This is a genomic window from Cyanobium sp. T1G-Tous (genome assembly GCF_024345455.1).
Classification (GTDB): Bacteria; Cyanobacteriota; Cyanobacteriia; order PCC-6307; family Cyanobiaceae; genus Cyanobium_A.
Window position 1 is genome coordinate 1 of sequence record NZ_JAGQBD010000008.1, and the last position, 25,132, is coordinate 25,132.

A 25,132-nucleotide genomic window follows, 5' to 3' on the forward strand; every position below is an offset into this window, starting at 1 on the left:
GCCGATACATGCGGAAAACTTTGGGCGGCTTTTGGGCGCAAATGGGCCCATTTGCGTACATTTTACCGCCAGAAACTGCTCACATCCATTGCGCTGCAACTGTTCTGACCTTATTCAGGAGGCCCTAATTACAGCGGCTGCGGCTAGTGTCCATCTAGTTCCAGATGGTGGCTGGGTAGTGCGTTCACGAGCTCTCTGGGACCTGCGTAGATGGGATGGTGGCCAGAGGTATAGACTGCTGCCCTTTTGGTTGGCTTATAGATTGTGGCTTAAGCTCGACTGCGTTGACCTCAGTGCTGCTTTCGCATATCACAGTCTTCAGTCTTTATTCCCTGTGCTTTTGATAGCACTTTCCATTGCGGCTAGGCTGCTTGGCGGGGATGAGGGTTTGGTTGAGAGGTTATTGGTAGTTGTTTCGGAAATCTTGCCCAATTCGGCGATGCCGATTTTTTCTTCAACATTGTCAGCTTTTTTAAGGCAAGGATTTGGTGCTGGGATTCTTGGTGCCGTTGTATTGATTTTAACGGCAAGCAATGCCTATCTCACTTTGCAGCGTGGCGCTGATCGGCTTTGGTGGAATCGCCCAGCAGGGCTTGAGGATTTGCCATGGAAGCGTTTGGTAGTTCGCTATGTGCGATTACGTATCAAGGCTTTTGGCCTTGTGTCATTATTCGCCCTTTTTATTGTGGTCGATCAGGCTTTCACCAGTATGCGTCTGCTTGGCTCGGCCAGCTTGTGGGCCCGTGTCCTGGAGATTCTGCCTGTGGCTCGTGATTTGCAGCGTCCAGTTTCATCAATACTTGACTTACTGATTTCGTTGCTGATTTCTATTGCCTTGGCCATGTTGTTGTTGTGGGTATTGCCCTCGCGTCGTGTCGCTTGGCAGCCTCTGTTCCCAGGGGCGCTATTAATAGGTTCAACCCTCACCATCCTTAATTTGGTGCTTGGGCGCATTCTGTTGGCGGTAGGGGTGCGCTTTCAGGCCTATGGGCTGGTGGGGGGTGTGTTGTTGTTGAGTCTTTGGGTTTGGTTGGTTGGTGTCATCCTTTACTACGGTCAGTGCTTGTGTGTCGTCCTGGACCGGCGCCAGCGCGTCAGGATGGATGTATCTGCCCCAATTGAAATCAGCTGATGCCGCGATCACGTACCTGGCTCTGGTTGCTGTTGGCGCTTTTGCTGCTCCTCGCTCCCGGTCCGGCAGGGCGCTTTGTACTCGATCTGCTCGGAGGCATAACCTTGCTCTTGGTGTTTTTGCCCCTATTACTGGGAGCGGCTGGCTTCGTGGCTTGGCAGGTGATTCAAAGCAGGCTGCGTACCTGTGAATCCTGTGGTTTTGCCTCCATGGAGAAGGAATTTTGCCCAGCCTGTGGCAGCGCTTTTTCCGCTTCTGCGTCGGGTTCCGAGTCTGGTGAGCAGTTTGATGTCAGTAACGTCACCATCGATGTACAAGTCGTCAACGAGGAAAATCCATCTCCTTGAGCTTGCTGCTAATTCTTTATTTCTAATTCCTGGCCGGTAGGTGTGGGCTTTTGCCCGCGTGCTAATTCCTCCAAACGGCGCTCTCGTAAATACAAAAATAGTGGGGCTCCACATGCGAAAGCAAGCGTTACGCAGCTGAGCAGTACCCAAGGCAGCCCTCGCATTTGCAGCCGCTTGCTCTCCTGCACGATCCAAATCACCACCGCCGTTGCTCCTATTGCCAGGTCCCTTGATAGGGAGCTTGCGGCTGGATTTGCATTTGCAAGATGCACAAACATGCCTATGTCGAAGCTTGATCCGTATTGCCTGATGAAGTCAACGTTTGCTAGCCAGGGAAGTACAGCCCCGCTGATCGCTAAGGCTAGATACAGCCATTTCAAGGCCGAATTCCCCTGAATGGCGATGGTGCTGATGCCAGTGCTGCTGTTGCTAGGGCTGGTGTCGGAATTAGCTGCCATGATTTGAGTTGATTCTAGTTGGGCTCATTAAAGGGGACTACGGCGATATCTCCTTCCTGCCACAGCATTACTTCCTGTTCCACATGGGCGAGTACCGCCTCACAGCGATCCAAATAGGCGCGGGCTTGACGGTATAGACCTGTCATTGCTTCGACATCTAGGTCCGTGGCTTGCAGGGCTGATAAGGCCAGCTGCAGGGCGGTGTGGGCTTCGTTGTATGAGAGATCGGTGCCAACGCTTTCGAAGCTTTCATTTTCTTTGGTTTTGCTTGTGGCCTTTGCTTTAGGCATCGTTCAGAGCTTCGCCTCAGGAGCTTGATGCAGAATTTCGCGCACCACGGCGCTCGCCTGCCCATCTGTGAGTTGGGCTATGACTTCGCCCCCTTGTTCTAGTTGCTGCACGGAGCGCACCACAAGCCCTTTGCCATTGCGCAGCAAGCAGAAGCCCCTCTTGAGCTGGTGTGCGGGCGAAAGTGCCTGCAGCAGCTGCTGCGCATGCCCCAGGGACTGGCGACGACAGGTCACTAGGGCGAGTGGATGCACCCCCGCTAGGCGCTCCCGATACCGAGTGAGTTGCTGACGCTCTCCTTGCAGCCTCAGCTGGACGAGTTGCTGTAGGTGTCTCCCCTGCTGCTGCAATGTCTGAACCGCTACGCGGCGATCTGGCAATAGGGCCACCAGGGCAGCGGTGGGGGTGGCGGCCCTGTAGTCCGCTACCAGGTCGGCAACGGTGGTGTCATCTTCGTGGCCAATGCCACTGACTACGGGCACAGGGCAGGCGGCTAAACATCGCACCAGCTCTTCGTTATCAAACACGGCTAGGTCTTCGCGGCTGCCTCCGCCTCGGCCGATCACGATCGCATCGATGCCCAACTGCTCCACTTGGGAGCTCAACTGTCCCAGGGTCCGGCAGATGGCTTCGTGTACGGGGCCTTGTACGGGTATTGGCACCACGACTACTGCTGTCGCTGGCCAGCGCTCGGCGCTGGTGCGCAGCATGTCGGCCAACGCAGAACTCGGACAACTCGTGAGCAGGGCAATGCGCCTTGGGAAAGCTGGTAGGGGGCGCTTGCGGTCTTGATCCAATAACCCTTCGAGGGCCAGCCGCTCCCGCACCTGTTCGAACTGACGCAGGACCGAACTCAGGCTCGGCCTGATGTCGAGTGCCTGAACGCAGAGGCTTGCCCGGCTGCTCCAGAAATTGAGCTTGCCCACCACTACGACCCCATCTCCGTCTTCGGGAACGAAGGTCAGCTTCGCCAGTTGGGAGGCCCAAACCACTGCTGAAATTGATGCCTGCTCGTCGACCAGGGTCATCCAGAGATGTCCCTTTTTGAGCTGGGGCCGGCTCACGGTTGCGTCAAGCAGAAATCGAGGTGCAAAGCCTCGCTCCAGCAGCGATGCCACCGCGCAATTCAGTTCTGTGACGCCATAGCGCGGTATGCCTGAAAAATCCCCGGCCGCAGTCACGGTTGGATCTGCCGGTAGCAGATCCACCAGTAGAGGCTCACCAGGCCTGCTACCAGCGCTACCGATCGCCCAATCGGATGATCAAAGCGAATCAGGCCTGCGACGCAGATCACTAGGGCGCTGCTAAGCAGGCGCGAGCCATCACGACGGTTGTTGACGTAAAAGCGGGCCAAGGCAGCCTTGCCGGAAAGATCCAGTTTGGGGCAGGCAGGTGCCTTATCGGCCCATGCTCCTCAGGCTCGATGATTCCCCTGTTGCAGCCTCGCTTTGGTAAGTGCCGTCGCCTGGGCTTGGCACGGGTCTTCTGGCCAGGGGTGACGGGGGTAGCGCCCGCGCAGCTCCTTGCGCACCTCCGGATAGCTGCGCTCCCAGAAGCCCGCCAGATCCTGGGTGATCGCCGCTGGCCGGCCGGCCGGTGTGAGCAGGTGCACGGTCACGGCTAGCTGGCCTGAGAGCACCATTGGGTTTGTGCGAGCGCCGAATAGCTCCTGCAGTTTTACTGCCAGCACGGGCTGGCCGCTGCTGTAGTCGAGCTTGACCTGGCGGCCAGAGGGGACGGTCAGGGCCACTGGCAGCAGCTGATCGAGTTGGGGACGCAAGCTCCAGGGGGCGTCGCCCCAGAGGGCTTCGCCTAGGGGTAGTCCCTGCAGGTCGTCGCGGCTGCGGAGGCCGTTGAGGTGGGGGCCGAGCCATTCATCTAGCTGTTCAAATAGCAGCTGGGGGCTGCAGTCGGGCCATGGGTCGCCTAGGTGCTGGTGGGCCAGGCTGAGGCGTTGCTGGAGTTGGCGGCTAACGGGATCCCATGGCAGAGCTTCCAGTCCCAGCTGCCGCAGGCCCTCTACCAGGGCGCTGCGAATCAAGGCCGGTTCGGCTTCGCCCCAGCTGCGGCGCTCAAGTACCAGCGCCCCTAGTCGCAGGGAGCGCTCGCAGCGCACCCGTTGACCTTCTCCATCCCAGCGCGCCTCCACTGCGACCTGGCCTTGCCCGCCGGGATGCTCCGCCAGTTGCCGCAGTTGGCTGATATCAAGGGGGATCGCTAGCTGGATGCGAGCGTCCTGGCCTTGGCCATCCAGCTGGGCAACGGCCAGAGCAGGGCAGGCCACTAGGGGATCGTCTGCATGGAGCACGGCGCCGCGGCCGCCACTGAGGAGGTAGCGGCCGGGCTTGCCTGATCTGGCTAGGGCCAGCCGCTCCGGATAGGCGGCGGCAATTAGCGCGGCCGCCGCTTCTGACAGGGTTACTGATCGGCCAACAGGCATTGCAGCTGTAGGGCTGGAACCCTGACCACCTAGTTGCCTGACCTGGCGGTGCAGCTGGCTTTGCAGCTGACGCAGCCGGCGCTGGGAGCTATCGCCAGGGCGGTCTACCCCTAGCCAGTCAAGTCGCCGCAGCAGGTCACTGCCGGCCTCCTGACGGTTGAGCGGATCGCGCTCGCTTAGCAGCACCGCCAGGCCGCAGGCCAGCTCCAGTTGGCCTAGTTGCTCGCCCAGCAGTAGCAGCTGGGCGAGGCGCGGATGCACCCCCAGTTGGGCCAGGTGCTGCCCGTGGCTGTTCAGCCGCCCGCTGGCGGCTAGGGCACCAAGCTGGTCGAGCTGCAGACGGGCCTCCTGCAGGTGTGCAGGTGCTGGTGGGTCGATCCAGTGCAGGTCCCTGCCAAGGGGATCGCCCCACTGGGCCAGTTGCAAGGCCAGGGGCAGGGGATCTACCTCGAGCAACTCCGGTGGATCGAAAGCGGGACGGCGCTGCTGTTCAGCGGGCGACCAAAGGCGCAGGCAGCGACCTGGCCCCAGGCGCCCGGCCCGTCCGGCCCGTTGCTCAGCGCTGGCTTGGCTGGCGGGCACGGTGACGAGGCCATCAAGACCACTGCCCGGATCGAAGCGGTTGCGGCGGCTCAGACCACTGTCGAGCACCAGCGTTACCCCAGCCAAGGTGAGGGAACTCTCAGCGATGGAAGTGGCGAGCACCACCTTGCCCGCGGCGCTGCTGGCCGGGCCAATAGCGCGGCCTTGGGTCTCCAGGGGCAGGTTGCCGTGCAGGGGAACGCACTCCACGACCCCATGGGTGGACTTTCCCCAGTCGGTGGCGGCGATCGCCCTGCTGCAGTCCTGGATCTCCTTTAGCCCTGGGAGGAAAACCAGCACCGTTTCGCCGTCGCCGCGCTGCTCTAGCCAGTGCTGCTCAAGGGCGCGCACCACCTGTTGCGCCAGCCTTTCGCCTGGTCGCGGTGGCTGGTGGCTGATTGCCACCGGGTAGCAACGCCCTTCGCTAGTCAGCACCGTGGCCCCAGGCAACTGCTCCGCCAGAGGGGCCAGGTTGAGGGTGGCAGACATCAGCACCAGCCGCAGCTCTGGCCTCAGCAGCTCCCTGGCCTGACGCACCAGGGCAAGGGATAGGTCGGTGTCGGCGCCGCGCTCATGGAATTCGTCAAAGATCAGGCACTCCACCCGATCAAGGCCGGGGTTTGCCTGCAAGCGCCGCAGAAACAGGCCGTCTGTTAGCACCTCCAGGCGGGTGGCGGCTGAGATGCAGGATTCGAGCCGCACGCTGTAGCCAACTTGCTGGCCGAGGGGCTCACCGAGCTCGGCCGCCAGCCTTTGGGCTGCCGCTTTGGCTGCCAGGCGACGGGGTTCCAGCATCCAGATGCGGCCAGATGCGTCACCCGGCTTGCCCGGCTCCAGGTTCAGTCCTGACAGCAGAGCTAGGGGCACCCGGGTCGTTTTACCTGCTCCAGGGGGTGCCTGGAGCAGCACGGTGGCTCCGGGCCTGCAGGCTTCGAGCAGCGGCGCCAGCAGGCCGTCAATCGGGAGCGGGGGCGTTGGCAGAGGGCTTTCCTGGTGGAATCAGCGCACGTGGCGAATGCCATCTACCGGGTGGTAGGCCTCGCCAGTGAGCTCCTCGTAAACGATCGCCGGCAGGCCGGTTTCAAACATGGTTTGCAAGGCCTCCTTCAGGTAAGGATTCCAGCCCCCAGTGCTCACCTTGCCGTGGCGAACAGTCCAGTCCCAGGTGCCTTGCAGGTCTCGGGGGATGCGCCCCTCTCGGTCGCGACGGGCAACGAGATCCTGAGATTCAACCAGACCTACCAAAATTGGATCCCTGCCGTAGGCGGGAGTGATGCTCAACTCCAGCCGAATCGGATCTTCCTTGATCAGCTTGAGGCGAAAACGAGGTGGCAGCTTGAGACTTGTCAGCACTGCAGCCACTATTCGGGTCCGTTGATCCACCTTCTGTCTCCGCTGAAAAACGCTTGCTCAACGGAGAGCCTATTCAGCTGAGGTCACCTGGGTAAGCCGCTTGCTCGTTGTCGCCGCTGAAGCGCACGGTCAACAGGTCTTCCTGGGTGATCTGACCATCTGAATCAAGCAGCTCCGGATGGATGGTGAGTCGCCCGGTGCGGTCGAGATTGGACCTGATTTCGGGTACTTGTGCTGAAGGCGCACCCTCAGCATCTCGATCACCTGGACGGGGAATGGCTCGGAATCCCTGACCCATCACCTTGAAGGCTTGCCATAGCAGTAATACGAAGCAGGCCCCGTAGACCAGGGGTAAAAGCTGGGAGAACACAGTGTTCATGGCCGTAAAGCTGGCCTCAGATGGGTGGTTGCGTGTCGCGGTTCCATCATTGCCTGGAGCGAGCCGTTTGGGGATCAACGACTGCAACATCTCCGGTATTGGCAACCATCCAGGCCCACAGGGTGCTGCAGGCGGCACCGAAGGCGAGAAAAGCAATTAGCAGTCGCCCAGTGTCCATGGAATTAAAAGAATATTTATTAACAATAGGGCTGATTTGGGCCGCCCGTGGCGCCCGAACTGGGAGGGAAATCACGATCTAGGCAGCCGCTGGCTGCTTGCTTACGGTTTTACTAGTTGGATCTTGTGGTGATGGCTGATTTGCGGGCCTTGCCCTGGCTGGGCTCGGGGTTAGTGGTTATGGCTCTGCTGGCGCCCCCGGCCCCCTGGCCAGCCGCTGCCGCCCTTGCCCAGAGTGCAGCTTCAGTCAGCTCGAACCGCCAGTCGTTTGTAGCGGCGGCCGTCCGCCGCGCTGGACCCGCGGTGGTGACCATTGACACGGAACGGACCGTGGCCGCCTCAGGTGGTGCTTCGGGAGGTTTGCCCAGTGGCCTGCTCAACGACCCTCTGTTTCGACAATTTTTTGGCATGCCCCAGCTGCAACAGCAGCCCTCTCAGCGCACAGAGCGGGGTCAGGGAAGCGGATTTATTTTTCAGGCTGAGGGCCTAATTTTGACTAATGCCCACGTGGTGGAGAAATCAGACCGGGTGACCGTGGGGCTGCAGGGCGGTCGTCGGGTTGAGGGCACGGTGGTCGGTCTTGATCGCCGCACGGATCTGGCGGTCGTGAGGTTGGCGGGCAATGGCCCCTGGCCAGTAGCGCCCTTGGGCAACTCCGACAGCCTGCAAGTGGGCGAGTGGGCAATTGCCGTAGGCAACCCGTACGGGTTGGACAACACCGTGACCATGGGGATCATCAGCAATCTCAACCGCAACGCCAGCAAGCTGGGCATCACAGACAAGCGCTTGGATCTGATTCAGACCGATGCAGCAATTAACCCGGGCAATTCAGGCGGACCACTGCTAAATGCTGATGGCGAGGTGATCGGTATTAACACCTTGGTGCGTACCGGGCCTGGGGCAGGCTTGGGATTTGCCATTCCAATTAACCGGGCCCGGGATATTGCCCGACAATTGCTTACCTCTGGTCGCGTCAGCCACCCAGTTATCGGCGTAAGTCTCGACGGGGTTCGTGCCGGTGATGGCACTGGGCTGAATCAAGGCGTGCGGGTGATGGCGATACAGGCTTCCTCACCGGCGGCCCGGGCAGGCCTGCAAAAGGGCGATGTAATCGTTGCGGTGGGTGATCAGCCCATTGCTAGCCCCTCCCAGCTGGTGACAGCGGTGGAGAGGGCAGGGGTGGGGGGAAGCTTGGCGCTTCGGGTGAATAGGGCCGGAAAATTGATGCAGTTAACCGTTATTCCAGCCCAATTAGCCCCAGCCCCCTAGGCCTCTTGCCCCCACGGACTGCCCAGGCTTGGTGAAACTTGGGTTGGTGCGCCGAGTTGCTGACGCATCACCCACTGGGTTGCCGCCTTTTGGCTATGCCAGGCCTGGAGTAGCTGCTTGGCAATGCCTCGCAGAGTCTGGGGATCGGCGGTGGCTTCAATAGCCCGGTTCATGCGCTCCAGCTCAAACTGCTGGCCGAGACTGAGGGCGAGTGGTTCAGACATGGCACGCACCACAGGTATCTGTTTGACCCCGTAACGCTACAAACTGTTTCATTCGCTTGCGTAGCGGTTGCGACAGGGTGCCTTGCCTGTGCTGATTTGCTGTTACGCGGTGGTGGGATGGCCGATATCTGGGCTCAGGGCTGTTCACGCAGCTCTTCAACGCAGCGCGTCACGCAGGCGCCGTCGTCTAGGGAGCAGGTGGTGATGCATTCGAAATACACCTCCAAAGCGTCGCTTTGGCCGCCAGTCTCCTGATAGCCGGCGACTTGATAGCTGGTGCCCTGGGCGTTGGGGCCCATGTGTGCGTTACCCATGATCTCCTGCGGTGGCGACTACTTGTCAGCCTATGCACACCAAACCAAGGCGGCTAGTGAAATGAGTCTTCCTGCCTAAGCGGCGGTGAAGTTCTGTGTACTTGCCGAGGTAGGGGCTGGGGGCCGGGCTGCTCAGCTGGATTTTGACTGGGATTTTCGAGACGCCTGCTTGGCTTTGTTGGCTGCCTGTTTTGCCGCTTTGCGTTCTGCTTCTTCGGCCTGCCGGGCCAGGCCAGCTTCCTCTTCTTTCTTGGTGAGGTAATAGGAATAATCGCCGCGGTAGAGCACCAGTTGGCCATCCCGAATCTCCACGATCCGGTTGGCCACCCTGGAGATGAAATAGCGGTCGTGACTCACCAGCAAGGCCGCCCCCTCATAGTCGATCAGCGCGTCTTCCAGCATCTGCTTGGCTGGAATATCAAGGTGATTAGTGGGCTCATCCAGAACTAGGAGGTTGCAGGGGCTGAGCAGCATTAATGCCAGCGCCAGCCTGGCTTTCTCTCCTCCAGAGAGCTTGCCGGCCTCCTTGAATACGCTTTCGTTGCTGAAGCAGAAGCTGCCTAGCAGCGAGCGCACTTGGGTCTGAGTCCAGTCGGGCACCACCTCGAAGATCGTGTTGATCACGGTTTTGGAGAGGTCTAGGGCTTCGGCCTGGTTCTGCTCGAAGTAGTTCGCTATCACGTTGTGCTCCCCGAGGCTGGCGCAGCCGTCCTCGGGCTTTTCGCTGCCCATGATGAGCCGCAGCAGGGTTGATTTACCGGCGCCGTTAGGCCCGACAAAGGCGATGCGGTCACCCCGTTCCACCTCCAGCTCAGCACCCAAAAACAGAATCTGCTCGCCGTAGCTGTGGGTCAGATTTTTGATGTCTGCCACCAGGCGCCCAGAGCGTGGTGCTTCGGGAAAGCGGAATCGCGGCCCGCCGACACCTTCGAGCGGAGCTTCAACCCGCTCAACTTTCTCCAACAGTTTCTCCCGGCTTTTGGCCTGGGTGGAGCGGGTAGCACTGGCCCGAAAGCGGTCGATGTAGGCCTGCTGGGCTCCAAGCTCCTTTTGTTGCCGATCAAATGCGGCCTGAGTTGCTTCGCGCTCCAGGACTTTCTGCTCTAAGTGCTGGCTGTAGTTGCCCAGGTAGGTGCGCGATACCCCCCGTTCGGTTTCCACTATCTGGTTGCAGACCCGATCCAAGAAGGTGCGGTCGTGGCTGATCACCACTAGGGCCGCGGTTTGTTCGACCAGATAGCCCTCGAGCCACTGAATCGTTTCAACGTCCAGATGGTTGGTGGGCTCGTCGAGCAGCAGCAGATCCGGTTCCTGGAGGAGGATTTTGCCGAGGGCGATGCGCATCTGCCAGCCGCCGGAATAATCCCCCACCAGCTGTTCGGCCCCCTCGGGACTGAAGCCAATGGTGGGCAGCAGTTTGTCGATGCGGGCGTCGAGCTCGTAGCCGTGCAACGCCTCGAAACGGCTGTGCAGCCGGCCTAGCTCGTGGATTAGCCCGTCAAGATGGTCGGGGTCGCTGGCGGCCTGCTCGCTGGCCATTTCGTGCTCCAGCTGGTGCTGGCGAATCAGCACTTCAGCTGCTTCGCCGAAGGCCTGGAACAGCTCCTCTCGCACCGTGCGGGCTGGATCGACGTCGAATTCCTGTTGCAGGTAGGCAATGCGGGGTTCGCCTTGCTTCACAACCAGGCCACTGCTGGGCTCTTCCAGCCCGGCAATGATCTTCATCTGGGTGGACTTGCCAGCTCCGTTGACGCCCACCAAGCCAATGCGGTCCCCCGGCCTCACCTCCCAGGTGACATCCCGCAGCACCTCGCCTGTGGGATAAATCTTGCCGAGGCGTTCGAGGCGGAGCACGGAGAAGGGTCTAGGGACCAGGTCCATCATCCCTGGCGACCTGTCTGCCGGGGGTCGGCTAGGTAATCATCTGGTGCAGACTCGTCTCACCTGCCTGTGGGACGGCCATGATCAAACGCCTTGAGCAGGTGGCAGCTCTGGTTGTCGCAGCTGGTCTGGCGCTTGTGAGTTATTGGCTCTTTTTCAGCTGGGCAGGTGGTGATCGCGATCAGCGACAACAGCGCCGCACCAACTCAGAGCCCCCCGCGAGCCTTCACCAGCCACTGCTTGCTGACGCTGTCATCCAGGCTGGAAACGTAGGTGCGGATCTCTTGGGCGCTGACCGGCAAGCCGAACTGCTGACCCAGCTCAATGATTCGGCTAATGGCCCCAGAAGGATCCTGTAGGGCCTGGCGGAATAGCGCTTGGGTTAGGTCGTGGTCGGCACTGATTTGGGCGTAGAGCTCAGCAGCATTGCTGGCATGCAGAGTTTGTAAAGTTTCGTCTCTTAGGGCGTCGACGTTGCTGGCGGTCATTGCAAGCAGCAAATTATCTGAACTTTAAGACGGATCGCTTCAGGCGGCTAGCTGGTTTTCGCCTTGCTCTGGTGTGCCACAGGCGGAGGCATCTTCCATGCTGCGGGCATCTAGGCAAAGCACTTTGCGCAGCTCGGCGTAGTTGGCTGCAAGTGCGCCTCTTCCCTCCTGCTGGGCGCCGTATTCGGCCCGCTGCAGAACGTGATGCAGGTGGGTGAGCAGGTAGGTGCTGATTACTGCGGAGACGAGCACATCGCTGCGTTCGGCTGTCCGGCGTTTGCGTTCCTGGGCAGCTGAGGCAGGGGTTGAGGCGCGTGGGGTGGAGGAACGGGGCACGGTGTGCACCTCCGATGGGATAGTTGCCTTCAGCATAGTCTTGGATACTACCCTTGTGCATCTCTGTACACTGGTCTGTATCTGAGGGGTATGGGCTGGAGATTGCAAGCTCCAGTCCTGCCCCACGCCTGCTTCGCAACTCCGTGGCCACCCGGCAGACCTCCTCGAGTGGCAAGTCCAAATCACCTCGCATTCAGGTGGTGTTGCCCGAGCAGCTCTGCCAACAGTTGGCTGAATTCGCGGATGCCGAGTCCCGTACGGTGAGCAACATGGCCAAGGTGCTGATCCAGCAAGGTGTGGAGCGGCTGCAGCAGGCCCAAGCCAGCCAGGCTTCCCCGGTTCAGGCGGGATTCCAGGCTGAGCTTTTTCGTCAGGGACTGGAGGCCAGTCAGGCCCAGAAACCCCAGCGCCTGCGGGGAGCTCCCCGCAGGGTTCGGTTGCACCGACCTGACTGAGGACGGGCGCAAAGCCCCAGCACCGCGCCGCCGCTCGCGCCGGTGACTGAGGGCAGGTTTCCCTGATGCCCCAGGGCGTGCCACCAGGCCAGCAGGGCGAAGGCCAAGGCCTCTCTCTCTGCCTCGCCGATGCCAAATTCCACCAGCGGCCGCACGATCAGGCCGCGGCAGCGGCGTTGCAGTTGTTCTACTAGCAGGCTGTTGCGGCAGCCCCCGCCAGCCACCAGCAGCTCGATCGCTTGGGGTCCATGGCCCAACTCCTGGGCTACAACTGCGGCACTGAAGCCGGTCAGGGTGGCTAGGGCGTCCGCCGCGTCTCGCCCCTTGAGTTCGGCCAGCCTTCGCTCCAGGTCTGCCTGGCCGAATAGCTCTCGACCGGTGGACTTCGGCGGTGGGCACTGGAAATAGGGCTCAGCTAACCAGCGTTTAATGAGGGCTTCGTCGATCTGTCCCTGGCGGGCCCAGGCCCCATCAGCGTCATAGCTCTGCTGGCCGCCACTGAAGTGCATGGTTGCCAGGTCCAGCAGGGTATTTGCGGGACCACAGTCCCAGCCCCGCACTGGTAGGCAACTTTCGGGGCCCTGGGCCGGTGGGATCAGGGTGAGGTTGGCAATGCCCCCCAGATTCAGTACCGCCCGCCAGCCGCCGCAACGACCCAGTAGGGCCTGGTCTGCAGGCGGGACAAGCGGTGCTCCCTGGCCGCCAAGGGCCAGATCGGCACTGCGGAAATCAAATACCACCGGCGTAGCCAGCAGTTCCGCCAGCAGTGGCCCTTGAAGTAGTTGCCAGCTGGCACCCCGCTGGCCAGCCTGGGGCGGGCGATGCCAGAGGGTCTGGCCGTGGCAGCCAACTAATTGGGCCCTGCCCTGGGGATCGCATGCTCTGGCTGCGAGAGCTTGCTGCTCGGTCACGGCTTCCGCCAATTCGAGCAGCGTTGAGCTAGCGAACGATTGGCCTTGGCCAACGCCAATTATCTGGCGTTGGAGCTCGGCGGGGTAAGGGTTGAAGTGGTGATTTTCCAGCCTCCAGCGCGGACGTTGGGGCGGCCCGCTGAAGCTGGCCAGGACGGCATCCACGCCATCGGCGCTTGTGCCGCTCATCAACCCCAACACCCGCATCAGCCCAAACTCACTTGTTGGGCTGGGGGGTCATGCGCAGGTAGGGCTTGATCTCAGTGACGCCCTTGGCAAACTTGGCGCGGGCATCTTCGGTGGAGATCGATGGCACTACTACGCAATCGTCGCCGTCTTTCCAATTCACCGGGGTGGCCACGGAGTGGTTGTCGGTGAGCTGCAGTGAATCAATCACCCGCAGGATTTCGTGGAAGTTGCGACCTGTGCTGGCGGGGTAGGTGATCTGCAGGCGCAGTTTCTTGTTGGGATCGATGATGAACACCGAACGCACAGTCAGATTATTAAGGGAGTTGGGGTGAATCATCCCGTAAAGGTCGCTCACCTTTTTGTCCGCATCCGCAAGGATCGGATAATCAACTGTTGTGTTCTGGGTTTCGTTGATATCGCAGATCCAGCCGTTGTGGCTTTCGGCGGAATCCACACTCAGGGCGATGGTTTTGACGTTGCGCTTTTCCCATTCAGGGCGCAGCCGGGATACCTCTCCCAATTCTGTGGTGCAAACAGGGGTGTAGTCGGCCGGGTGGGAGAACAGCACAACCCAGCTGTCAGCGCCGAAGTCGTAGAGATTGATCGGCCCCAGCTGGGAATCCTGGGTGAAATCGGGAACGGTATCGCCGAGTTGGAGGGCCATAGAGGCTGAAAGGGAGGAAGAAAGCAAGTGCTGATCGTGCCACAAGTCAGCGCGCAGATGTGGTGTTTTCGTCCTCAGGCGCTGACTCGGGCCAGCTGCGCAACTCCTGGCGCAGGTGCTGCAGGCCCAGGCAGGCGGTGGCGGAAATGAACAGGGCCGTTGGGGCTAGCGCCCTGGCTCGCTCCACCTCCCCGGCTGGGCAGCGGTCGATTTGATTGGCGATTAGGCGCCTGGGGGCGGTTGCTCCAAGGGAATCGAGGATGGTGTTGACGGTGCGCCACTGCTCGGGCCAGGCCGGGTCGGCCAGATCAACCACGATCAACAGGCCCTCAGCTTCAAGGGTTTCCTCCAGGGTTGAGCGGAAGGCTTCCAACAGGGGCGGGGGCAAATCGCGGATGAAGCCAACCGTGTCAGTGAGCAGCACTGGTTCCGGCAATTCAAGTCGTCGGGTGGTGGGATCAAGGGTGGCGAACAGCTTGTTTTCGGCCAGTACGGCGCGGCCCTCGCTGGCCCTGGTTAAGGCGTTGAGCAGGGAACTTTTGCCGGCGTTGGTGTAACCCACTAGGGCCAGTCGCCGCAGTCCCTGGCGGCTGCGACGCAACCGGGCCCGGTGTTCGCCCAGCTGGCTCACCTCCCGCTGCAACCGCTCAATCCGGCGGGCGATGGCGCGACGATCTTTTTCCAGTTGGGTTTCGCCCGGCCCCCTGGTGCCGATGCCTCCCCCCTGCCGCGACAGGCTGCGGCCGCGGCCGGTGAGTCGGGGCAGCCTGTAGCGCAGTTGGGCTAGCTCCACCTGGAGTCGTCCGGCGGCGCTGGCGGCCCGTTGGGCAAAGATGTCGAGAATCAGTTCACTGCGGTCGCTCACCGGCAGATCCAGGAGCCGCTCCAGATTGCGGGCTTGCACCGGTGTGAGCTCCCGGTCTGTCACTACCAGGGTGGCGCCGAGCCGCCGGGCCTCCAGGGCCGCTTCACCCACTTTCCCCTCACCCCAGAGGGTCTGGGGAGCAACCTGGCTGCGGCGCTGCTCCACCACTCCCACCGGCACAGCACCGGCGCTGCTTACGAGTCCCTCCAGTTCGGCGATCAGGCGCTGGGCCCGGCCGCGGTCGCCGGGGGTGAGGGCTAGCAGCAGCACCTGTTCAGGGCCGTCTTGGTTGGCGCCAAAGGTGCTATCACTGGGTGCATTCGGCTGGGTGAGGCTGAGGGGATCGCGGCCGCACAACTCGGCTAGATCTTCAGTCGCTTCGCTTGCCCAGGGTTCGGCGGCGTCGGGGTGGGCCACCAACAGTTGGGCGGGCCATTGGCCCCCCGCCCCCGCCCTGTCGCCGAAGCGCAGCCAAAAGATGGGCGCTATATCCAGCCCCACGATTCCCTCCTGGCGGCCGGCTTCGAGTTGTTTGGTTCGGCCGCAGCAGGTGATCAGCCGCAGCTCGGAACCCTGGCGGCGCTCCGAGCCGGGCAGGCGCTCCAGCAGCCGGCCCGATTGCTCCAGCGGCCCCACCCAGAGCAGCCGGCACAGGCCCCGGCTATCCACCACCAGGGTGAGCGGCAGCTCCAGCTCACGGCTTTCACTGGCAAGCCGCTGCAAGCAGAGAAATTCGGCTACCTGGTCGTCCGGATGGCGGCGGTGACAGAGGCGTTCCAGGCGTCTTTTTTGGGCGGGTCGCAAGCCGGCCGTGCGCCCCGCCAGGCCGCCTTGTTTCACCACAGGCCTTGTTTCACCACAGATAGAGAGCGATTAAGGATTTGATCATGGGCGGGCCTTGCCCACCACAAGCTTGGGCTCTCGGCAGGGTCACCGGGGCCAGTCCGCTAGCCAGCCGGCGACCACTTTTAACTGATGCGATTTGCCAGGTAAGCGGGCCAGGTAGGCCAGTTTGCGGATCTGAAATGCCGCCGCTCCCGCCAGGGTGAATCCGCCGCCAACGAGGCTTGCTTCGCCTCGGCCCAGGCTCATCATTTCGCCGAGGTCGTTGTAGTTGAAGGGATCGAGGGGTTCGCCTGCGAGGGAATGCATCAGGTTGGCGGCCAGGCACTCAGCTTGTTGGAAGGCCACTTGGGCCGTGGCTGGCAGGGGTAACTCCTGCTGGGCGATGTCGCCTAGGGCAAATAGGTGGGGGTGATCGACCAGCTGCAGGGTGGGCTCGCAGCTCAGTCGTCCAAGTCGGTCGACGGAAATTGGCGGCTGGCATTCAAGCGATTGAAAGCGCAGGCCTGCAGTCCAGATAACCCCATCAACCTTCAGCTGTTCCGAGCCGGCTGGCCCCAGCAGCGTCAATCCACCTGCTTGCACTGCCTCGACGCGGGTGTGGGTTCGCAGCCTCACATCCCGGCGTTGCAGGGCCTGCTCAGCCTGCTCTCTGTTGAAGGCCTTGGCCTGGGGCAGCAGTCCGGGGCCCTGCTCAATCAGGTCCACAATCGTGCTCCCCTGCAACTGGTCGGCCAGCTTGCAGGCCAATTCCACCCCGCTGGCACCAGCTCCCACCACGGCCAAGCGCTGCAGGGGCCGGGACCGCTCCTTCAAGGTCTGGATTAGCAGCTGCAGCCGTTCCACGTCTGCCAAGGTGCGAAAACCGAGGCTGTATTCAGCTACGCCGGGGATGCCGAAGTCATTGGCCTGGGCACCCGTGGCCAGCACCAGGCGGCTGAAGTGCAGGCAGCGGCCGGTAGCGGTATGGACCTGTGAAGACTTGGCGTCGATGCGCACAACCCGGTCCTGCAGCCAGGCCACCCCTTTGCCGGCCAGCAAGCTGTCGTAGCGAGGTGCGATTTCCCAGCTGCGCAGTTCGCCGCTCAGCAGCTCGTAAAGCAGGGGCAGAAACAGGAAGCGATCGTTGGGTTCGATCAGCAGGATTGGTGGATGTTGGCGGCGCTCTGCCAGGGCGAGGGCGGTGTAGAGCCCACCAAAGCCCCCTCCCACGATCACCACCGGTGCGGTTGGCGGGGTCACCGCAGCCTGCGATCGCGCCGCCTCAGGATTCAGCATTGCTTTGGTGGTCTTTCGCCGGCACCTGCTTTTGAACCCTAACCAGCGACTTACTCAAAGGGCGATGATGGTTTGATGCAGATGGACCAAGTCCCAGCCCTTTCACCCGATGGCGCCGGACGGCCGATCGATCTGGAAGCTGCTAGGGCACTGCTTGCACCCTTGCCGGCCCAAGAGCGCCTGAGCTGGGCACAGAACACCTTCGGGGCAGGATTTGCTTTAACAACCAGTTTTGGCATCCAGTCGGCAGTTCTGCTGCACATGGCCAGTGAGCTGACCGCCAATACCGGCCGGCCCATACCCGTGGTCTGGGTTGATACGGGCTATCTGCCGCCGGAGACCTATCAATACGCCGAGGGCCTGGTAGAGCAGCTCCAGCTCCAATTAGTGGTGGCCCAGTCGGCCATTAGCCCGGCCCGGATGGAAGCTCTGCACGGCCGCCTTTGGGAAACCGACCAGGGCGCAGATCTGGAGCTCTATCACCGCATCCGCAAGGTGGAACCCCTCGACCGGGCCCTCACTGAGCTGGCGGTGACCTGTTGGGCCAGTGGTGTGCGCGGCAGCCAGACCGATCACCGCAAGGCCATGGAACCGCTAGATGCGGTGCGTCAGCGCTGGTCGCTGCGGCCCCTTCTCTCCTGGAGTAAACGGGATGTTTACTACTACATGGAAGAGCACAAATTGCCCCAACACCCGCTGTTTGAGCAGGGTTATTCCACGGTGGGCGACTGGCACTCCAGTGCTCCCGATCTAGGCGATGTCATCGGCCGAGCGACGCGTTTCGGTGGTCTCCAACAGGAATGTGGCATTCATCTGCCGGGATTGATGGGCGAGGGCATCTGAGCGAAGGCCGTTGGCTGCTGATCGGCAACAGCCGATGGCATTGGGCAGAGGGGGCGTTGGGCTGCCTGCGGACGTGGAGTGCTCCAGCCGGTGTGGGACAGCTTGAGGGGCTGGTTGCTTGGGCTGCGGTGGGCCCTGTGCCCGCCTCTGCTCCACTGCCGCTGGAGCGGCGTCTGCACTTGAAAGATGTGCCCTTGTTGGAGCAGCCTGGCTGGCTGGGGGTGGATCGTGCTCTGGTGGGTTGGCGGGCCTGGTGCCTTGCCTCTGGTCCCGTACTGGTGGCTGACGGCGGCACCGCCTTGAGCCTCACCCTGGTCACCAGCGAGGGCCGATTTGGGGGAGGACGCTTGCTAGCCGGAGCGGCCTTGCAGTTGCGGGCCCTGGCTTCTGAAACTGCAGGACTGCCTGGCTTGGACCTGCCCTTGGACCTGCCTTTGGACCTCTGGCCTCGCTCCACCTCAGAAGCTATGGCCGCTGGGGTTTTGCGAGGTCTGGCGGCCGCTCTGGCCGCGGCTGGGCGTGAAGCTCAAACCAGCTGTCCTGGCTGCAGTTTTTGGCTCACGGGAGGAGATGGCTCCCTGCTGAAACCATTGCTGCAGCAGCTGCTAGTTAGCCCCATGCCGCTGCAGCTGGCTCCGGATCTGGCCCTTGAGGCCTTGGCTGCACTCAGGCCAAGCCCAGATCGCTAAGGATGTCGTCCGCCATGGTTTCGGACTTCACCTTTGTGTAGATCTTTTCGATCTTTCCTTCCGCATCCACCACGAAGGTGTGGCGCATCATGCCCATGTATTCCTTGCCCATGAATTTCTTGAGCCCATAGCTCCCATAGGCCTCGGCCACTGCGCAGGGCTCGACGTCGCTTAGCAAGGTGAAGGGAAGGTCATATTTGGCAATGAATTTGGTGTGGCTGCTGGCGCCGTCTTTGCTGATGCCGAGCACGGTGATGGCTTGCTTTTCGAACGCTCCCCACTGGTCGCGGAAATTGCAAGCTTCTTTGGTACAACCCGGGGTGTCGTCCTTGGGATAGAAGTAGACCACCACCCGTTGGCCCTTGAACTGGGAAAGCTTCACCGCCGTTCCGTCTTGGTCTGGCAAGGTGAAATCAGGGGCGGGATCGCCGATCTGCAGGGTCATTGAACATCCAACCGAACTCACAAGTGAGCCTAGGCAGCAGCTTGGATCTGCCGCAGCGCCCAGCTCCCCAGCTATGGCTGCGTTCTCTGGAGGGGGGTGACCTCGGTTATTTATCTATGGCTGAACGCAGTTGGGGCTTGGCCCTGCCTGATCGGCAGCGAAGTCGCTACTTCCAGAGCCGGGCGCTGCTCCGGCAGCAGTTGGCTGAGGTGTTGGGATGCGCTGGTGCCTCGGTGCCTCTCCATAGTCCGCCCGGCCACCCTCCACTGTTAGGGGATGGTCTGGGATGGGTCAGTCTCAGCCATAGCGGCGCTGGCTTGCTGATTGGCTACTCCGGCTCCCCCATCGGAGTCGACCTCGAATCCACTGCTCGACCTATTGAGCCAGCTGGATTGATGCGGCGGTTTTATCCAGAGACTGAACAGGCGCAGTTGCGGGATTTGACTGGGGCGGAGCTACGGCGAGCGGTCCTCAACAGCTGGGTGTTGAAGGAAGCGGCTATCAAGTGGCGCCATCGCACCCTGGCCGCAGAACTGGCTCAGTGGTGTTACGACCACAGCAGCGGCAGCTTGCAGAATCTCAGTGATGGAGCCAAGCCGGATCACAGCAGCGCTCTGCAGCAGGGTTGGCGCTGGGCGGCGGTTGGTGAGGGTTGCGCAGGATTGATGTTGCAGTCGCCAAGACAGCCTGAAGAGGCAGCCTGAAGAAAGAACGGGGCCCAAAGGGCGCATGATCATTCTAAAAACGCAGATTTGCTCCTGAAATACAGCAAAAACCTTTTGTTTCTGTGTCGATGTTCCCTGCAGACTTACCTCTTTGGTGACACGCCGCATGGCATGGCTACGTTCGAAATGAACTGATGCCATGTTTGTCGTGATCAAACGTTTGCTGGCCGGCCTTTTTGTGGGTACGGCCCTATCGGCGGTGGCGCTGCCAGCGTCTGCCGCAGTCGACAACAATCTCCCCGTTCGTTGGAACACCGGCGGCGCCGTGTGGTCCACCAACCAGGACGCCTTTAATACATTCCTGCAGTCTGGTGAAGTCACCGATCGGGGCCTGGAAGGGGGCCTTAGCCGTTCCGGCTGGACCGCTGCCGAGGTGCGTGAAGGCATGAACAAGACCTACAACGTGGACTTGGTTGGCGTCTCCCGCTTCCTCTACTCGGATGCCGGTGTGAAGTTCCTCAAGAACCAAACCACCAGCTACTTCCCCTACTGGAGCATGAACACCTTTGCGGTGCAGGCTCTGCGCTCAGCGATCGTGGCCGATGCCCGTGACGGCCAGATCTCCTCGGCCGGCATCATGAATGCCTTGCCTACCGACATGCGCCTGGCCGACTTCTGCAACACCTACACCGGTGCCCAGAACGTCTGCGCTGAAGGTCGTTGCCAAGGTGACGCCCAGTGCACCTCTCTGCTCTCCTGGTACGTGTTTCTGCCGGCCTGCATTCAGGCCAACCAGATGGCCGATGCCGTGGCTGAAGTGCGCACAATGGCCCCTGCTCCGGTTCAGCAAGTTGAATCTGAGGCCATCCGCGGCCTCTGGTGAGCCTGGCCTTTGGAGAGCATGGCCTTGGTGTTCGGCTCGCCTTAGGCGAATCGCCACCCCAGATGCCCCGGCTAGCGCCGGGGCTTTTTTCATGGGTTGTGGAGTGTTTGCAGTGCGTCCACTCGTCTTGCCCGTACCAAGGTGTGCTCAAGGGTCTGGGGCAGGGGCTGGCCCAGCAGACGGCTGAACGCCTCTTGGAGACTTTGCACGGCATCACTGGCTAGGGGCTTGCCCCGGAGTGCGGCCATCGCTTCGAGATAGGGGCTGGCCGGTGCTAGCCAGCGTTCGATCAGCTCGGCCGTCAGCTCGAGTTGGAGTGATTCCTGCCACTGCTCCTGTTGCACTTGCCATCCAGCGGCGATCAAGCTGCGTTGGCTGATTAGGCCGGTGCTCTGGGCCTGGATCAGTCGCTGCCCCTCCAGGTGGGTTAGCTCCTCCAGCAGGGTTTGTAGGGATGTTTCTGCCGTGCCGATCAGGGCCCGCAGGCCTGCTGCTGGTCCGAGTTGGGGAGTGCTGAACAGCAGGCGCCATTGGCCGGTGTGGCCCAGCAGCGCGCCTGCCTGGCCGATCCAGGCCTCGAGTTGTTCGGCGCTGAGGCCCTGCCAGGGTTGCCGCGCTATCACCCAGTCGAAGCGGGCCCCGGAGTCAAGTGCGAGTTGCGGTTCGAGCTGGGAGCTAAGGGCGGTAGGGGTTTGGGGAGGCACCAGCAGCAGCTGGGGTTGGCGCAGGCTTTCGAGCACCTTTAGCTGGGCCTGCAGCCGCTCCAGGTCGGAGGCCTGGGCCACGGTGATCACTACCCCGCCCTCGGGCGTAGCGGCCAGGGGATCTAGGGCCCATAGCAACGACCTCGCTTCCAGCACCAGCACCCGGTCGTGGCGCCGCCAGCCCACCCCATCCCAGAACCGACGTCTCAGAGTGTCGAGTCGTTCTCCCTCGGCGGCGGCTTGCCGCTGCAGCCAGCGCTCCAGCTGGGGATCCTCCGGACTGCTGCTAAGCACGTCGCCCTGATCCGCCGCCATCTCGGCGGCAGCTGCCAGCTGGGCGGCTCGCCGCTGTTGCAGGCGCTCGCGCCTCTGGCCCTCCCAGCCCAGGCTGCCCGGTTGCCAGAAGATCTCACCTTGAAGTGCGCCAGGCAAATACTGCTGGGCTACCCAGTGCTCGGCGTAGGCATGGGGGTAGCGGTAGCCCACTCCATCGCCAAAAGCCTGGCCATCACGGTTGGCGTCGCGCAGGTGGGCGGGCACCTGCTGGCGGTTGGCGCTGCGCACGCTTTTGAGGGCATCGAAGAAACCCAGCACGCTGTTGCTCTTCTCCGCTCCCGCCAAATAGAGAGCTGCCTGGGCCAGTGGGTAAAGCCCCTCTGGCAATCCCACTCGCTCGAAGCTGGCCGCGCAGGCTTCCACTACCACCACGGCCTGGGGATCGGCTAAGCCGATGTCTTCCCCGGCAGCGATCAACATGCGCCGGAAGATAAAGCGAGGATTTTCGCCCGCCTCCACCATGCGGGCCAACCAGAAAAGGGCCGCATCTGGATCGGAACCGCGCAAGGATTTGATGAAGGCGCTGATCGTGTCGAAGTGGGCATCCCCCTGCTTGTCGTAGAGCACCGCCCGCTGCTGAATCGACTCCTCGGCGATGCTCAGATCGATCCTGATCGAGCCATCAGCGCCGGGAGGAGTGGTCTCCACCGCCAGCTCCAGGGCATTCAGCAGGCTGCGGGCATCGCCCCCGGCCACATCAACCAGGTGGTCGGCCGCTGCTGCGGCTAAGTCAATCGAGCGTCCGCCGTAGCCCACTTCCGGATCCCGCAGGGCCCGCTCCAGCAGCTGGCGCAGGTGTGCTGGCTCAAGCGGTTGCAGGCGAAACAATCGCGAACGGCTTACCAGGGCTTTGTTCACCTCGAAAAAGGGGTTTTCGGTGGTGGCTCCGATCAGATTCACCGTGCCGTTTTCTACCCAGGGCAGCAGGGCATCTTGTTGAGCACTGTTGAAACGGTGCACCTCGTCGATGAACAGGGTGGTGCGCAGGCCATGGTGCGCCAGGCGCTGCTGGGCCGCGTCCACCTCGGCCCGCAGATCCTTGACGCCGGCAAGTACGGCATTGAGGCTGCTGAAGTGGGCCCTGGTGCTGCCAGCAATGATCCGGGCCAGGGTGGTTTTGCCCACCCCCGGCGGGCCGTGCAGGATCAGGTTGCCGACTCGATCTGCGGCGATGGCGCGGCGTAGCAGGCGCCCTACGCCGAGGATCGACTCCTGACCGACGAAGTCATCAAGGCTGCGGGGCCTCAGCCTGTCGGCCAGGGGCGCGACCCGGGCCAGGGTGATGTCGCGTTGATGGCTGAACAGGTCGCTCACGAGGTCGCCGCAGCGCCGTTCTGAGTCCATCATCGGCCCGCCGGCGATACGCTCCGGCCACGCGGCGCGCCCGAGCCACCATCACTTCCATGCACCGCCCTGTTGCTTCCCAGTTTTTGCTTTTCACGGCGATGGCCTCTGCCCTGGTTGTGGGCTGTCAGCAGGGCCGCCAGCCAGCCTCCCGAATACCTGTGGTGCAGAGCCAGCGCCTGGAAACTGCCGAATTTCAAGCCAGTTTTGACACCGTGAGCACCCTGGAGGCTGAGGAGGAGGTGGATCTGGCGGCCCAGGCGGGGGGCCGCATTCAGCGATTGTTGGTGGCTCAAGGAGATCGGGTGCGCCAGGGGCAGCTGCTGCTGGTGCTCGATCAGGCCCAGCTCAGGGCCGAGGTGGCCAGCCTGCGCGCTCAGATGCAGACCAACCGCCTCAATTACCAGCGATATCAGGATCTGGCTCGCCAGGGTGCAGCCAGTGCCCTGCAGCGGGATGAATTTCGCCAGGCCTACATCGCTGCCCGCGAAGCCCTGGTAGCCAAGGAGGCCGACCTCGCCTTCAAGGATTTGCGGGCGCCGATCAGCGGCACGGTGGCGGATTTGCGCGTCAAGCAGGGCGATGTGATTGCTGCGGGCGTGCCGATTACCCGCTTGATCCGCAACGACAATCTCTTGGCCCGCATAGACATACCTGCCACCTATGCCGATCGTGTTCGGCCGGGCCAGCGGGTGCTGCTGCTGGCCGCCTCCAGCTCCCAGCCCCTGGCGGAGGGCCCGGTGATCTCGGTGGATCCGGGGGTGAGCGCTCCAACTCAGACGCTGCTGGTGAAGGCGTCGTTTGCTAATCCGCGGGGCAGCCTGCGCAATGGCCAGCGCAGTCGCACGCGGCTGGTGCTGGATCGGCGCCAGGAGTTGGCCGTTCCCTTCACCGCGGTGACCCGGTTGGCAGGACAGCCCTTCATCTATTTAGTGGGTAGCTTGGCTGAGCTGGAGCAGCGGCCAGGCAAGGCCCCCATAGCCGAGCTGCGCCGGTTGCCGAGCGGCACCCTGTTTGCCTTGCAAACTCCGGTGCAGCTGGGTGATCTGCAGGGAACCCTCTATCCACTGCAGCGCATTGGTCAGGGTGCTGTTCAGGGTGGTGATCGGGTGATCACCGCTGGTCTGCTCAATCTGCGCCACGGTGCTCCTGTGCAACTTGCGAAGCAGGCCAAAAAGGCCGGGGTCCGGTAACTTGCGCTTCGGTGCTCAGTGGATGTGAACAGAGCGGTTGCGGTCACCTCTCTTATCGGCCTGTTGTGCGCAGGGGGGTGTGCCACCAAACAGGCCTCCCGGCCACCGCTGGTGGTTCAGGTCGAGACCATCGGCGAGGCTGATTTCAGCCCCTCGATTGAGGTGATCAGCCAGCTCAGCTCCACCAGTGATGTGGCACTGCGCCCCGAGGTTGATGGGCGAGTGGTGAAGATCCTGGCGACCCAGGGCCAGCGGGTGAAGGCGGGCCAGCCGATCTTGGTGCTCGACAACGTGCAGCAATCGGCAAACCTGGATGCCAGCAAGGCCGAGGCCCGTAAGAATCTGGTTAATGCGGAGCGTTACATTTTTTTGAATGAGCAGGGAGCGGTATCCACCAAGGATCGCGACTTCTACGTCACCCAGGCAATTCAAAGCCGCGACCAAGTGCGTGCCAATGCGGCCACCTTGGGCTACAAATTCGTGACGGCACCGATCAGTGGTGAGATCGGCGATCTCGATACGGTGAAGTTGGGTGATTACGTGCGCCAAGGACAGGCGATCACCGGCATTGTCGATAACTCAAGTCTTTGGACCCTGATGGATGTGCCCGCCACTCGCTCATCGCGAGTTGCGCTTGGCCAGACCGTGCAGCTGGTGACCCAGGGCAACCCGCCTTTAGCTGCGACGGGGAAGGTGGTGTTTATTTCTCCTTACTACGGAGTTAGCGGTAGTAGTTCTTCGCCAAACACGGTGCTAGTTAAGGCCTCCTTCCCTAACCCAAGCGGCCAGCTCAAAACAGGTCAGTACGTGCGCAACCTGATTGTCACCGGCAACACCCGCCAGCTTTCCGTGCCTGTCCAGGCAGTGATGATGCAGGCCCAACAGCCTTTTGTTTATCGGGTGCTGCAACTCAGCCAGGTGCTCGCCAAGATCCGCGCCTCCACCCAAATCCCTGAGGCGCAGAAGCAGAAGCTTGAGGCCCTGCCGCCAGCTACTCCGATCGTGGTGCAAACCCCAGTGCAGCTTGGTGAGCTGGAGGGCAATCGTTACCCGCTGGTCTCGGGCCTGCAGAAAGGAGAAAGGGTTGTGGTTTCCAATACGGCGCTGTTGCGTACCGGTATGCCGGTGAAACTCTCGAGCGGAAGCAACTGAGAAAG

Annotated in this window: 29 protein-coding genes; 10 read left to right on the top strand and 19 right to left on the bottom strand. The window is 61.9% G+C overall.

Features of this window, described 5'->3' with window-relative positions:
• Positions 1 to 334 precede the first annotated feature (334 nt).
• Positions 335 to 1,132 carry a YhjD/YihY/BrkB family envelope integrity protein gene (locus tag KBY75_RS06285; protein ID WP_396098040.1) on the top strand — a complete coding sequence of 266 codons (798 nt, stop codon included), beginning with the start codon at positions 335 to 337 and terminating at the stop codon, positions 1,130 to 1,132.
• Complete coding sequence (locus tag KBY75_RS06290) at positions 1,132 to 1,479, top strand: hypothetical protein (protein WP_254937758.1); 348 nt, start codon at positions 1,132 to 1,134, stop codon at positions 1,477 to 1,479. Before KBY75_RS06285 ends, KBY75_RS06290 begins: the two co-directional genes overlap by 1 nt.
• Positions 1,480 to 1,487: 8 nt before the next feature.
• On the opposite strand, the gene KBY75_RS06295 is transcribed toward KBY75_RS06290, so the two are convergent.
• The 8 genes from KBY75_RS06295 to KBY75_RS06330 are packed head-to-tail and all read right to left on the bottom strand — an operon-like array spanning position 1,488 to position 7,157.
• On the bottom strand, positions 1,488 to 1,937 hold the full coding sequence (locus KBY75_RS06295; RefSeq protein WP_255023369.1) for a DUF2834 domain-containing protein: 450 nt from the start codon (positions 1,935 to 1,937) through the stop codon (positions 1,488 to 1,490).
• Between the two features lie 14 nt (positions 1,938 to 1,951).
• Positions 1,952 to 2,227 (bottom strand): exodeoxyribonuclease VII small subunit, encoded by a 276-nt coding sequence (locus KBY75_RS06300; protein ID WP_255023370.1) that lies wholly within the window; start codon positions 2,225 to 2,227, stop codon positions 1,952 to 1,954.
• Positions 2,228 to 2,230: 3 nt separating this feature from the next.
• Positions 2,231 to 3,433, bottom strand: a complete 1,203-nt coding sequence (xseA, locus tag KBY75_RS06305; RefSeq protein WP_255023371.1) for an exodeoxyribonuclease VII large subunit — start codon at positions 3,431 to 3,433, stop codon at positions 2,231 to 2,233.
• On the bottom strand, positions 3,403 to 3,579 hold the full coding sequence (locus tag KBY75_RS06310; protein ID WP_254937754.1) for a hypothetical protein: 177 nt from the start codon (positions 3,577 to 3,579) through the stop codon (positions 3,403 to 3,405). The genes xseA and KBY75_RS06310 overlap by 31 nt, the downstream gene beginning before the upstream one ends.
• 60 nt (positions 3,580 to 3,639) lie before the next feature.
• Complete coding sequence (gene hrpB, locus KBY75_RS06315) at positions 3,640 to 6,228, bottom strand: ATP-dependent helicase HrpB (RefSeq protein ID WP_255023422.1); 2,589 nt, start codon at positions 6,226 to 6,228, stop codon at positions 3,640 to 3,642.
• Between the two features lie 18 nt (positions 6,229 to 6,246).
• Positions 6,247 to 6,630, bottom strand: coding sequence for a hypothetical protein (locus tag KBY75_RS06320; RefSeq protein WP_106632550.1), 384 nt, complete (start codon positions 6,628 to 6,630; stop codon positions 6,247 to 6,249).
• A gap of 43 nt (positions 6,631 to 6,673) precedes the next feature.
• Positions 6,674 to 6,979: a DUF2973 domain-containing protein gene (locus KBY75_RS06325; protein WP_254937753.1), complete on the bottom strand. Its 306-nt coding sequence runs from the start codon at positions 6,977 to 6,979 to the stop codon at positions 6,674 to 6,676.
• Between the two features lie 46 nt (positions 6,980 to 7,025).
• Positions 7,026 to 7,157 (bottom strand): hypothetical protein, encoded by a 132-nt coding sequence (locus KBY75_RS06330; RefSeq protein ID WP_255023372.1) that lies wholly within the window; start codon positions 7,155 to 7,157, stop codon positions 7,026 to 7,028.
• A gap of 131 nt (positions 7,158 to 7,288) precedes the next feature.
• On the opposite strand from KBY75_RS06330, the gene KBY75_RS06335 reads away from it, so the two are divergent.
• Positions 7,289 to 8,425, top strand: a complete 1,137-nt coding sequence (locus KBY75_RS06335; RefSeq protein ID WP_255023373.1) for a trypsin-like peptidase domain-containing protein — start codon at positions 7,289 to 7,291, stop codon at positions 8,423 to 8,425.
• Here KBY75_RS06335 and KBY75_RS06340 read toward each other — a convergent pair.
• The 5 genes from KBY75_RS06340 to KBY75_RS06360 all read right to left on the bottom strand — a co-directional run bounded on the left by KBY75_RS06340 (position 8,422) and on the right by KBY75_RS06360 (position 11,704).
• Positions 8,422 to 8,649, bottom strand: coding sequence for a hypothetical protein (locus KBY75_RS06340; RefSeq protein ID WP_254937751.1), 228 nt, complete (start codon positions 8,647 to 8,649; stop codon positions 8,422 to 8,424). The genes KBY75_RS06335 and KBY75_RS06340 overlap by 4 nt on opposite strands.
• 134 nt (positions 8,650 to 8,783) lie before the next feature.
• Positions 8,784 to 8,963: a hypothetical protein gene (locus KBY75_RS06345; protein ID WP_255017083.1), complete on the bottom strand. Its 180-nt coding sequence runs from the start codon at positions 8,961 to 8,963 to the stop codon at positions 8,784 to 8,786.
• A gap of 132 nt (positions 8,964 to 9,095) precedes the next feature.
• Positions 9,096 to 10,847, bottom strand: a complete 1,752-nt coding sequence (locus KBY75_RS06350; RefSeq protein WP_396098043.1) for an ABC-F family ATP-binding cassette domain-containing protein — start codon at positions 10,845 to 10,847, stop codon at positions 9,096 to 9,098.
• A gap of 203 nt (positions 10,848 to 11,050) precedes the next feature.
• Positions 11,051 to 11,332, bottom strand: coding sequence for a hypothetical protein (locus KBY75_RS06355; protein ID WP_255023375.1), 282 nt, complete (start codon positions 11,330 to 11,332; stop codon positions 11,051 to 11,053).
• 39 nt (positions 11,333 to 11,371) lie between these two features.
• The gene (locus KBY75_RS06360) at positions 11,372 to 11,704 is read right to left on the bottom strand and encodes a hypothetical protein (RefSeq protein WP_261347262.1); all 333 of its coding nucleotides are present in this window, start codon (positions 11,702 to 11,704) and stop codon (positions 11,372 to 11,374) included.
• Between the two features lie 107 nt (positions 11,705 to 11,811).
• Here KBY75_RS06360 and KBY75_RS06365 point away from each other — a divergent pair, with 107 nt between their 5' ends.
• Entirely contained in the window at positions 11,812 to 12,123 is a 312-nt protein-coding gene (locus KBY75_RS06365; protein ID WP_254937746.1) for a ribbon-helix-helix domain-containing protein, read from the top strand.
• Here the strand turns inward: KBY75_RS06365 and KBY75_RS06370 are convergent.
• The 4 genes from KBY75_RS06370 to KBY75_RS06385 all read right to left on the bottom strand — a co-directional run bounded on the left by KBY75_RS06370 (position 12,057) and on the right by KBY75_RS06385 (position 16,837).
• Entirely contained in the window at positions 12,057 to 13,241 is a 1,185-nt protein-coding gene (locus tag KBY75_RS06370) for an anhydro-N-acetylmuramic acid kinase (RefSeq protein ID WP_254937745.1), read from the bottom strand. The genes KBY75_RS06365 and KBY75_RS06370 overlap by 67 nt on opposite strands.
• Before the next feature lie 10 nt (positions 13,242 to 13,251).
• Positions 13,252 to 13,887, bottom strand: a complete 636-nt coding sequence (locus KBY75_RS06375; RefSeq protein ID WP_254937744.1) for a peroxiredoxin — start codon at positions 13,885 to 13,887, stop codon at positions 13,252 to 13,254.
• 46 nt (positions 13,888 to 13,933) lie between these two features.
• Positions 13,934 to 15,592: a GTPase HflX gene (hflX, locus tag KBY75_RS06380; RefSeq protein WP_255023423.1), complete on the bottom strand. Its 1,659-nt coding sequence runs from the start codon at positions 15,590 to 15,592 to the stop codon at positions 13,934 to 13,936.
• A 90-nt stretch (positions 15,593 to 15,682) separates the two neighbouring features.
• On the bottom strand, positions 15,683 to 16,837 hold the full coding sequence (locus KBY75_RS06385) for an NAD(P)/FAD-dependent oxidoreductase (RefSeq protein ID WP_254937742.1): 1,155 nt from the start codon (positions 16,835 to 16,837) through the stop codon (positions 15,683 to 15,685).
• Between the two features lie 111 nt (positions 16,838 to 16,948).
• On the opposite strand from KBY75_RS06385, the gene KBY75_RS06390 reads away from it, so the two are divergent.
• Together KBY75_RS06390 and KBY75_RS06395 are read left to right on the top strand one after the other, a co-directional pair.
• Entirely contained in the window at positions 16,949 to 17,716 is a 768-nt protein-coding gene (locus KBY75_RS06390; protein ID WP_396098046.1) for a phosphoadenylyl-sulfate reductase, read from the top strand.
• 92 nt (positions 17,717 to 17,808) lie between these two features.
• Positions 17,809 to 18,405 (top strand): type III pantothenate kinase, encoded by a 597-nt coding sequence (locus KBY75_RS06395; protein WP_254937740.1) that lies wholly within the window; start codon positions 17,809 to 17,811, stop codon positions 18,403 to 18,405.
• Here KBY75_RS06395 and bcp read toward each other — a convergent pair.
• A complete protein-coding gene (gene bcp, locus KBY75_RS06400; protein WP_255023378.1) occupies positions 18,383 to 18,850 on the bottom strand; it encodes a thioredoxin-dependent thiol peroxidase in 468 nt (155 codons plus the stop codon). The two genes, KBY75_RS06395 and bcp, sit on opposite strands and share 23 nt — an antisense overlap.
• 41 nt (positions 18,851 to 18,891) lie before the next feature.
• Between bcp and KBY75_RS06405 the strand changes: the two genes are divergently transcribed.
• Together KBY75_RS06405 and KBY75_RS06410 are read left to right on the top strand one after the other, a co-directional pair.
• Positions 18,892 to 19,554 (top strand): 4'-phosphopantetheinyl transferase superfamily protein, encoded by a 663-nt coding sequence (locus KBY75_RS06405; RefSeq protein ID WP_255023379.1) that lies wholly within the window; start codon positions 18,892 to 18,894, stop codon positions 19,552 to 19,554.
• Positions 19,555 to 19,714: 160 nt separating this feature from the next.
• The gene (locus KBY75_RS06410; RefSeq protein WP_255023380.1) at positions 19,715 to 20,398 is read left to right on the top strand and encodes an alpha/beta hydrolase; all 684 of its coding nucleotides are present in this window, start codon (positions 19,715 to 19,717) and stop codon (positions 20,396 to 20,398) included.
• An 89-nt stretch (positions 20,399 to 20,487) separates the two neighbouring features.
• On the opposite strand, the gene KBY75_RS06415 is transcribed toward KBY75_RS06410, so the two are convergent.
• Positions 20,488 to 22,782 carry an AAA family ATPase gene (locus KBY75_RS06415; RefSeq protein WP_255023381.1) on the bottom strand — a complete coding sequence of 765 codons (2,295 nt, stop codon included), beginning with the start codon at positions 22,780 to 22,782 and terminating at the stop codon, positions 20,488 to 20,490.
• A gap of 59 nt (positions 22,783 to 22,841) precedes the next feature.
• Between KBY75_RS06415 and KBY75_RS06420 the strand changes: the two genes are divergently transcribed.
• Complete coding sequence (locus KBY75_RS06420) at positions 22,842 to 23,975, top strand: efflux RND transporter periplasmic adaptor subunit (RefSeq protein WP_254937735.1); 1,134 nt, start codon at positions 22,842 to 22,844, stop codon at positions 23,973 to 23,975.
• 111 nt (positions 23,976 to 24,086) lie between these two features.
• Positions 24,087 to 25,127, top strand: a complete 1,041-nt coding sequence (locus KBY75_RS06425) for an efflux RND transporter periplasmic adaptor subunit (RefSeq protein ID WP_255023382.1) — start codon at positions 24,087 to 24,089, stop codon at positions 25,125 to 25,127.
• Positions 25,128 to 25,132 lie beyond the last annotated feature (5 nt).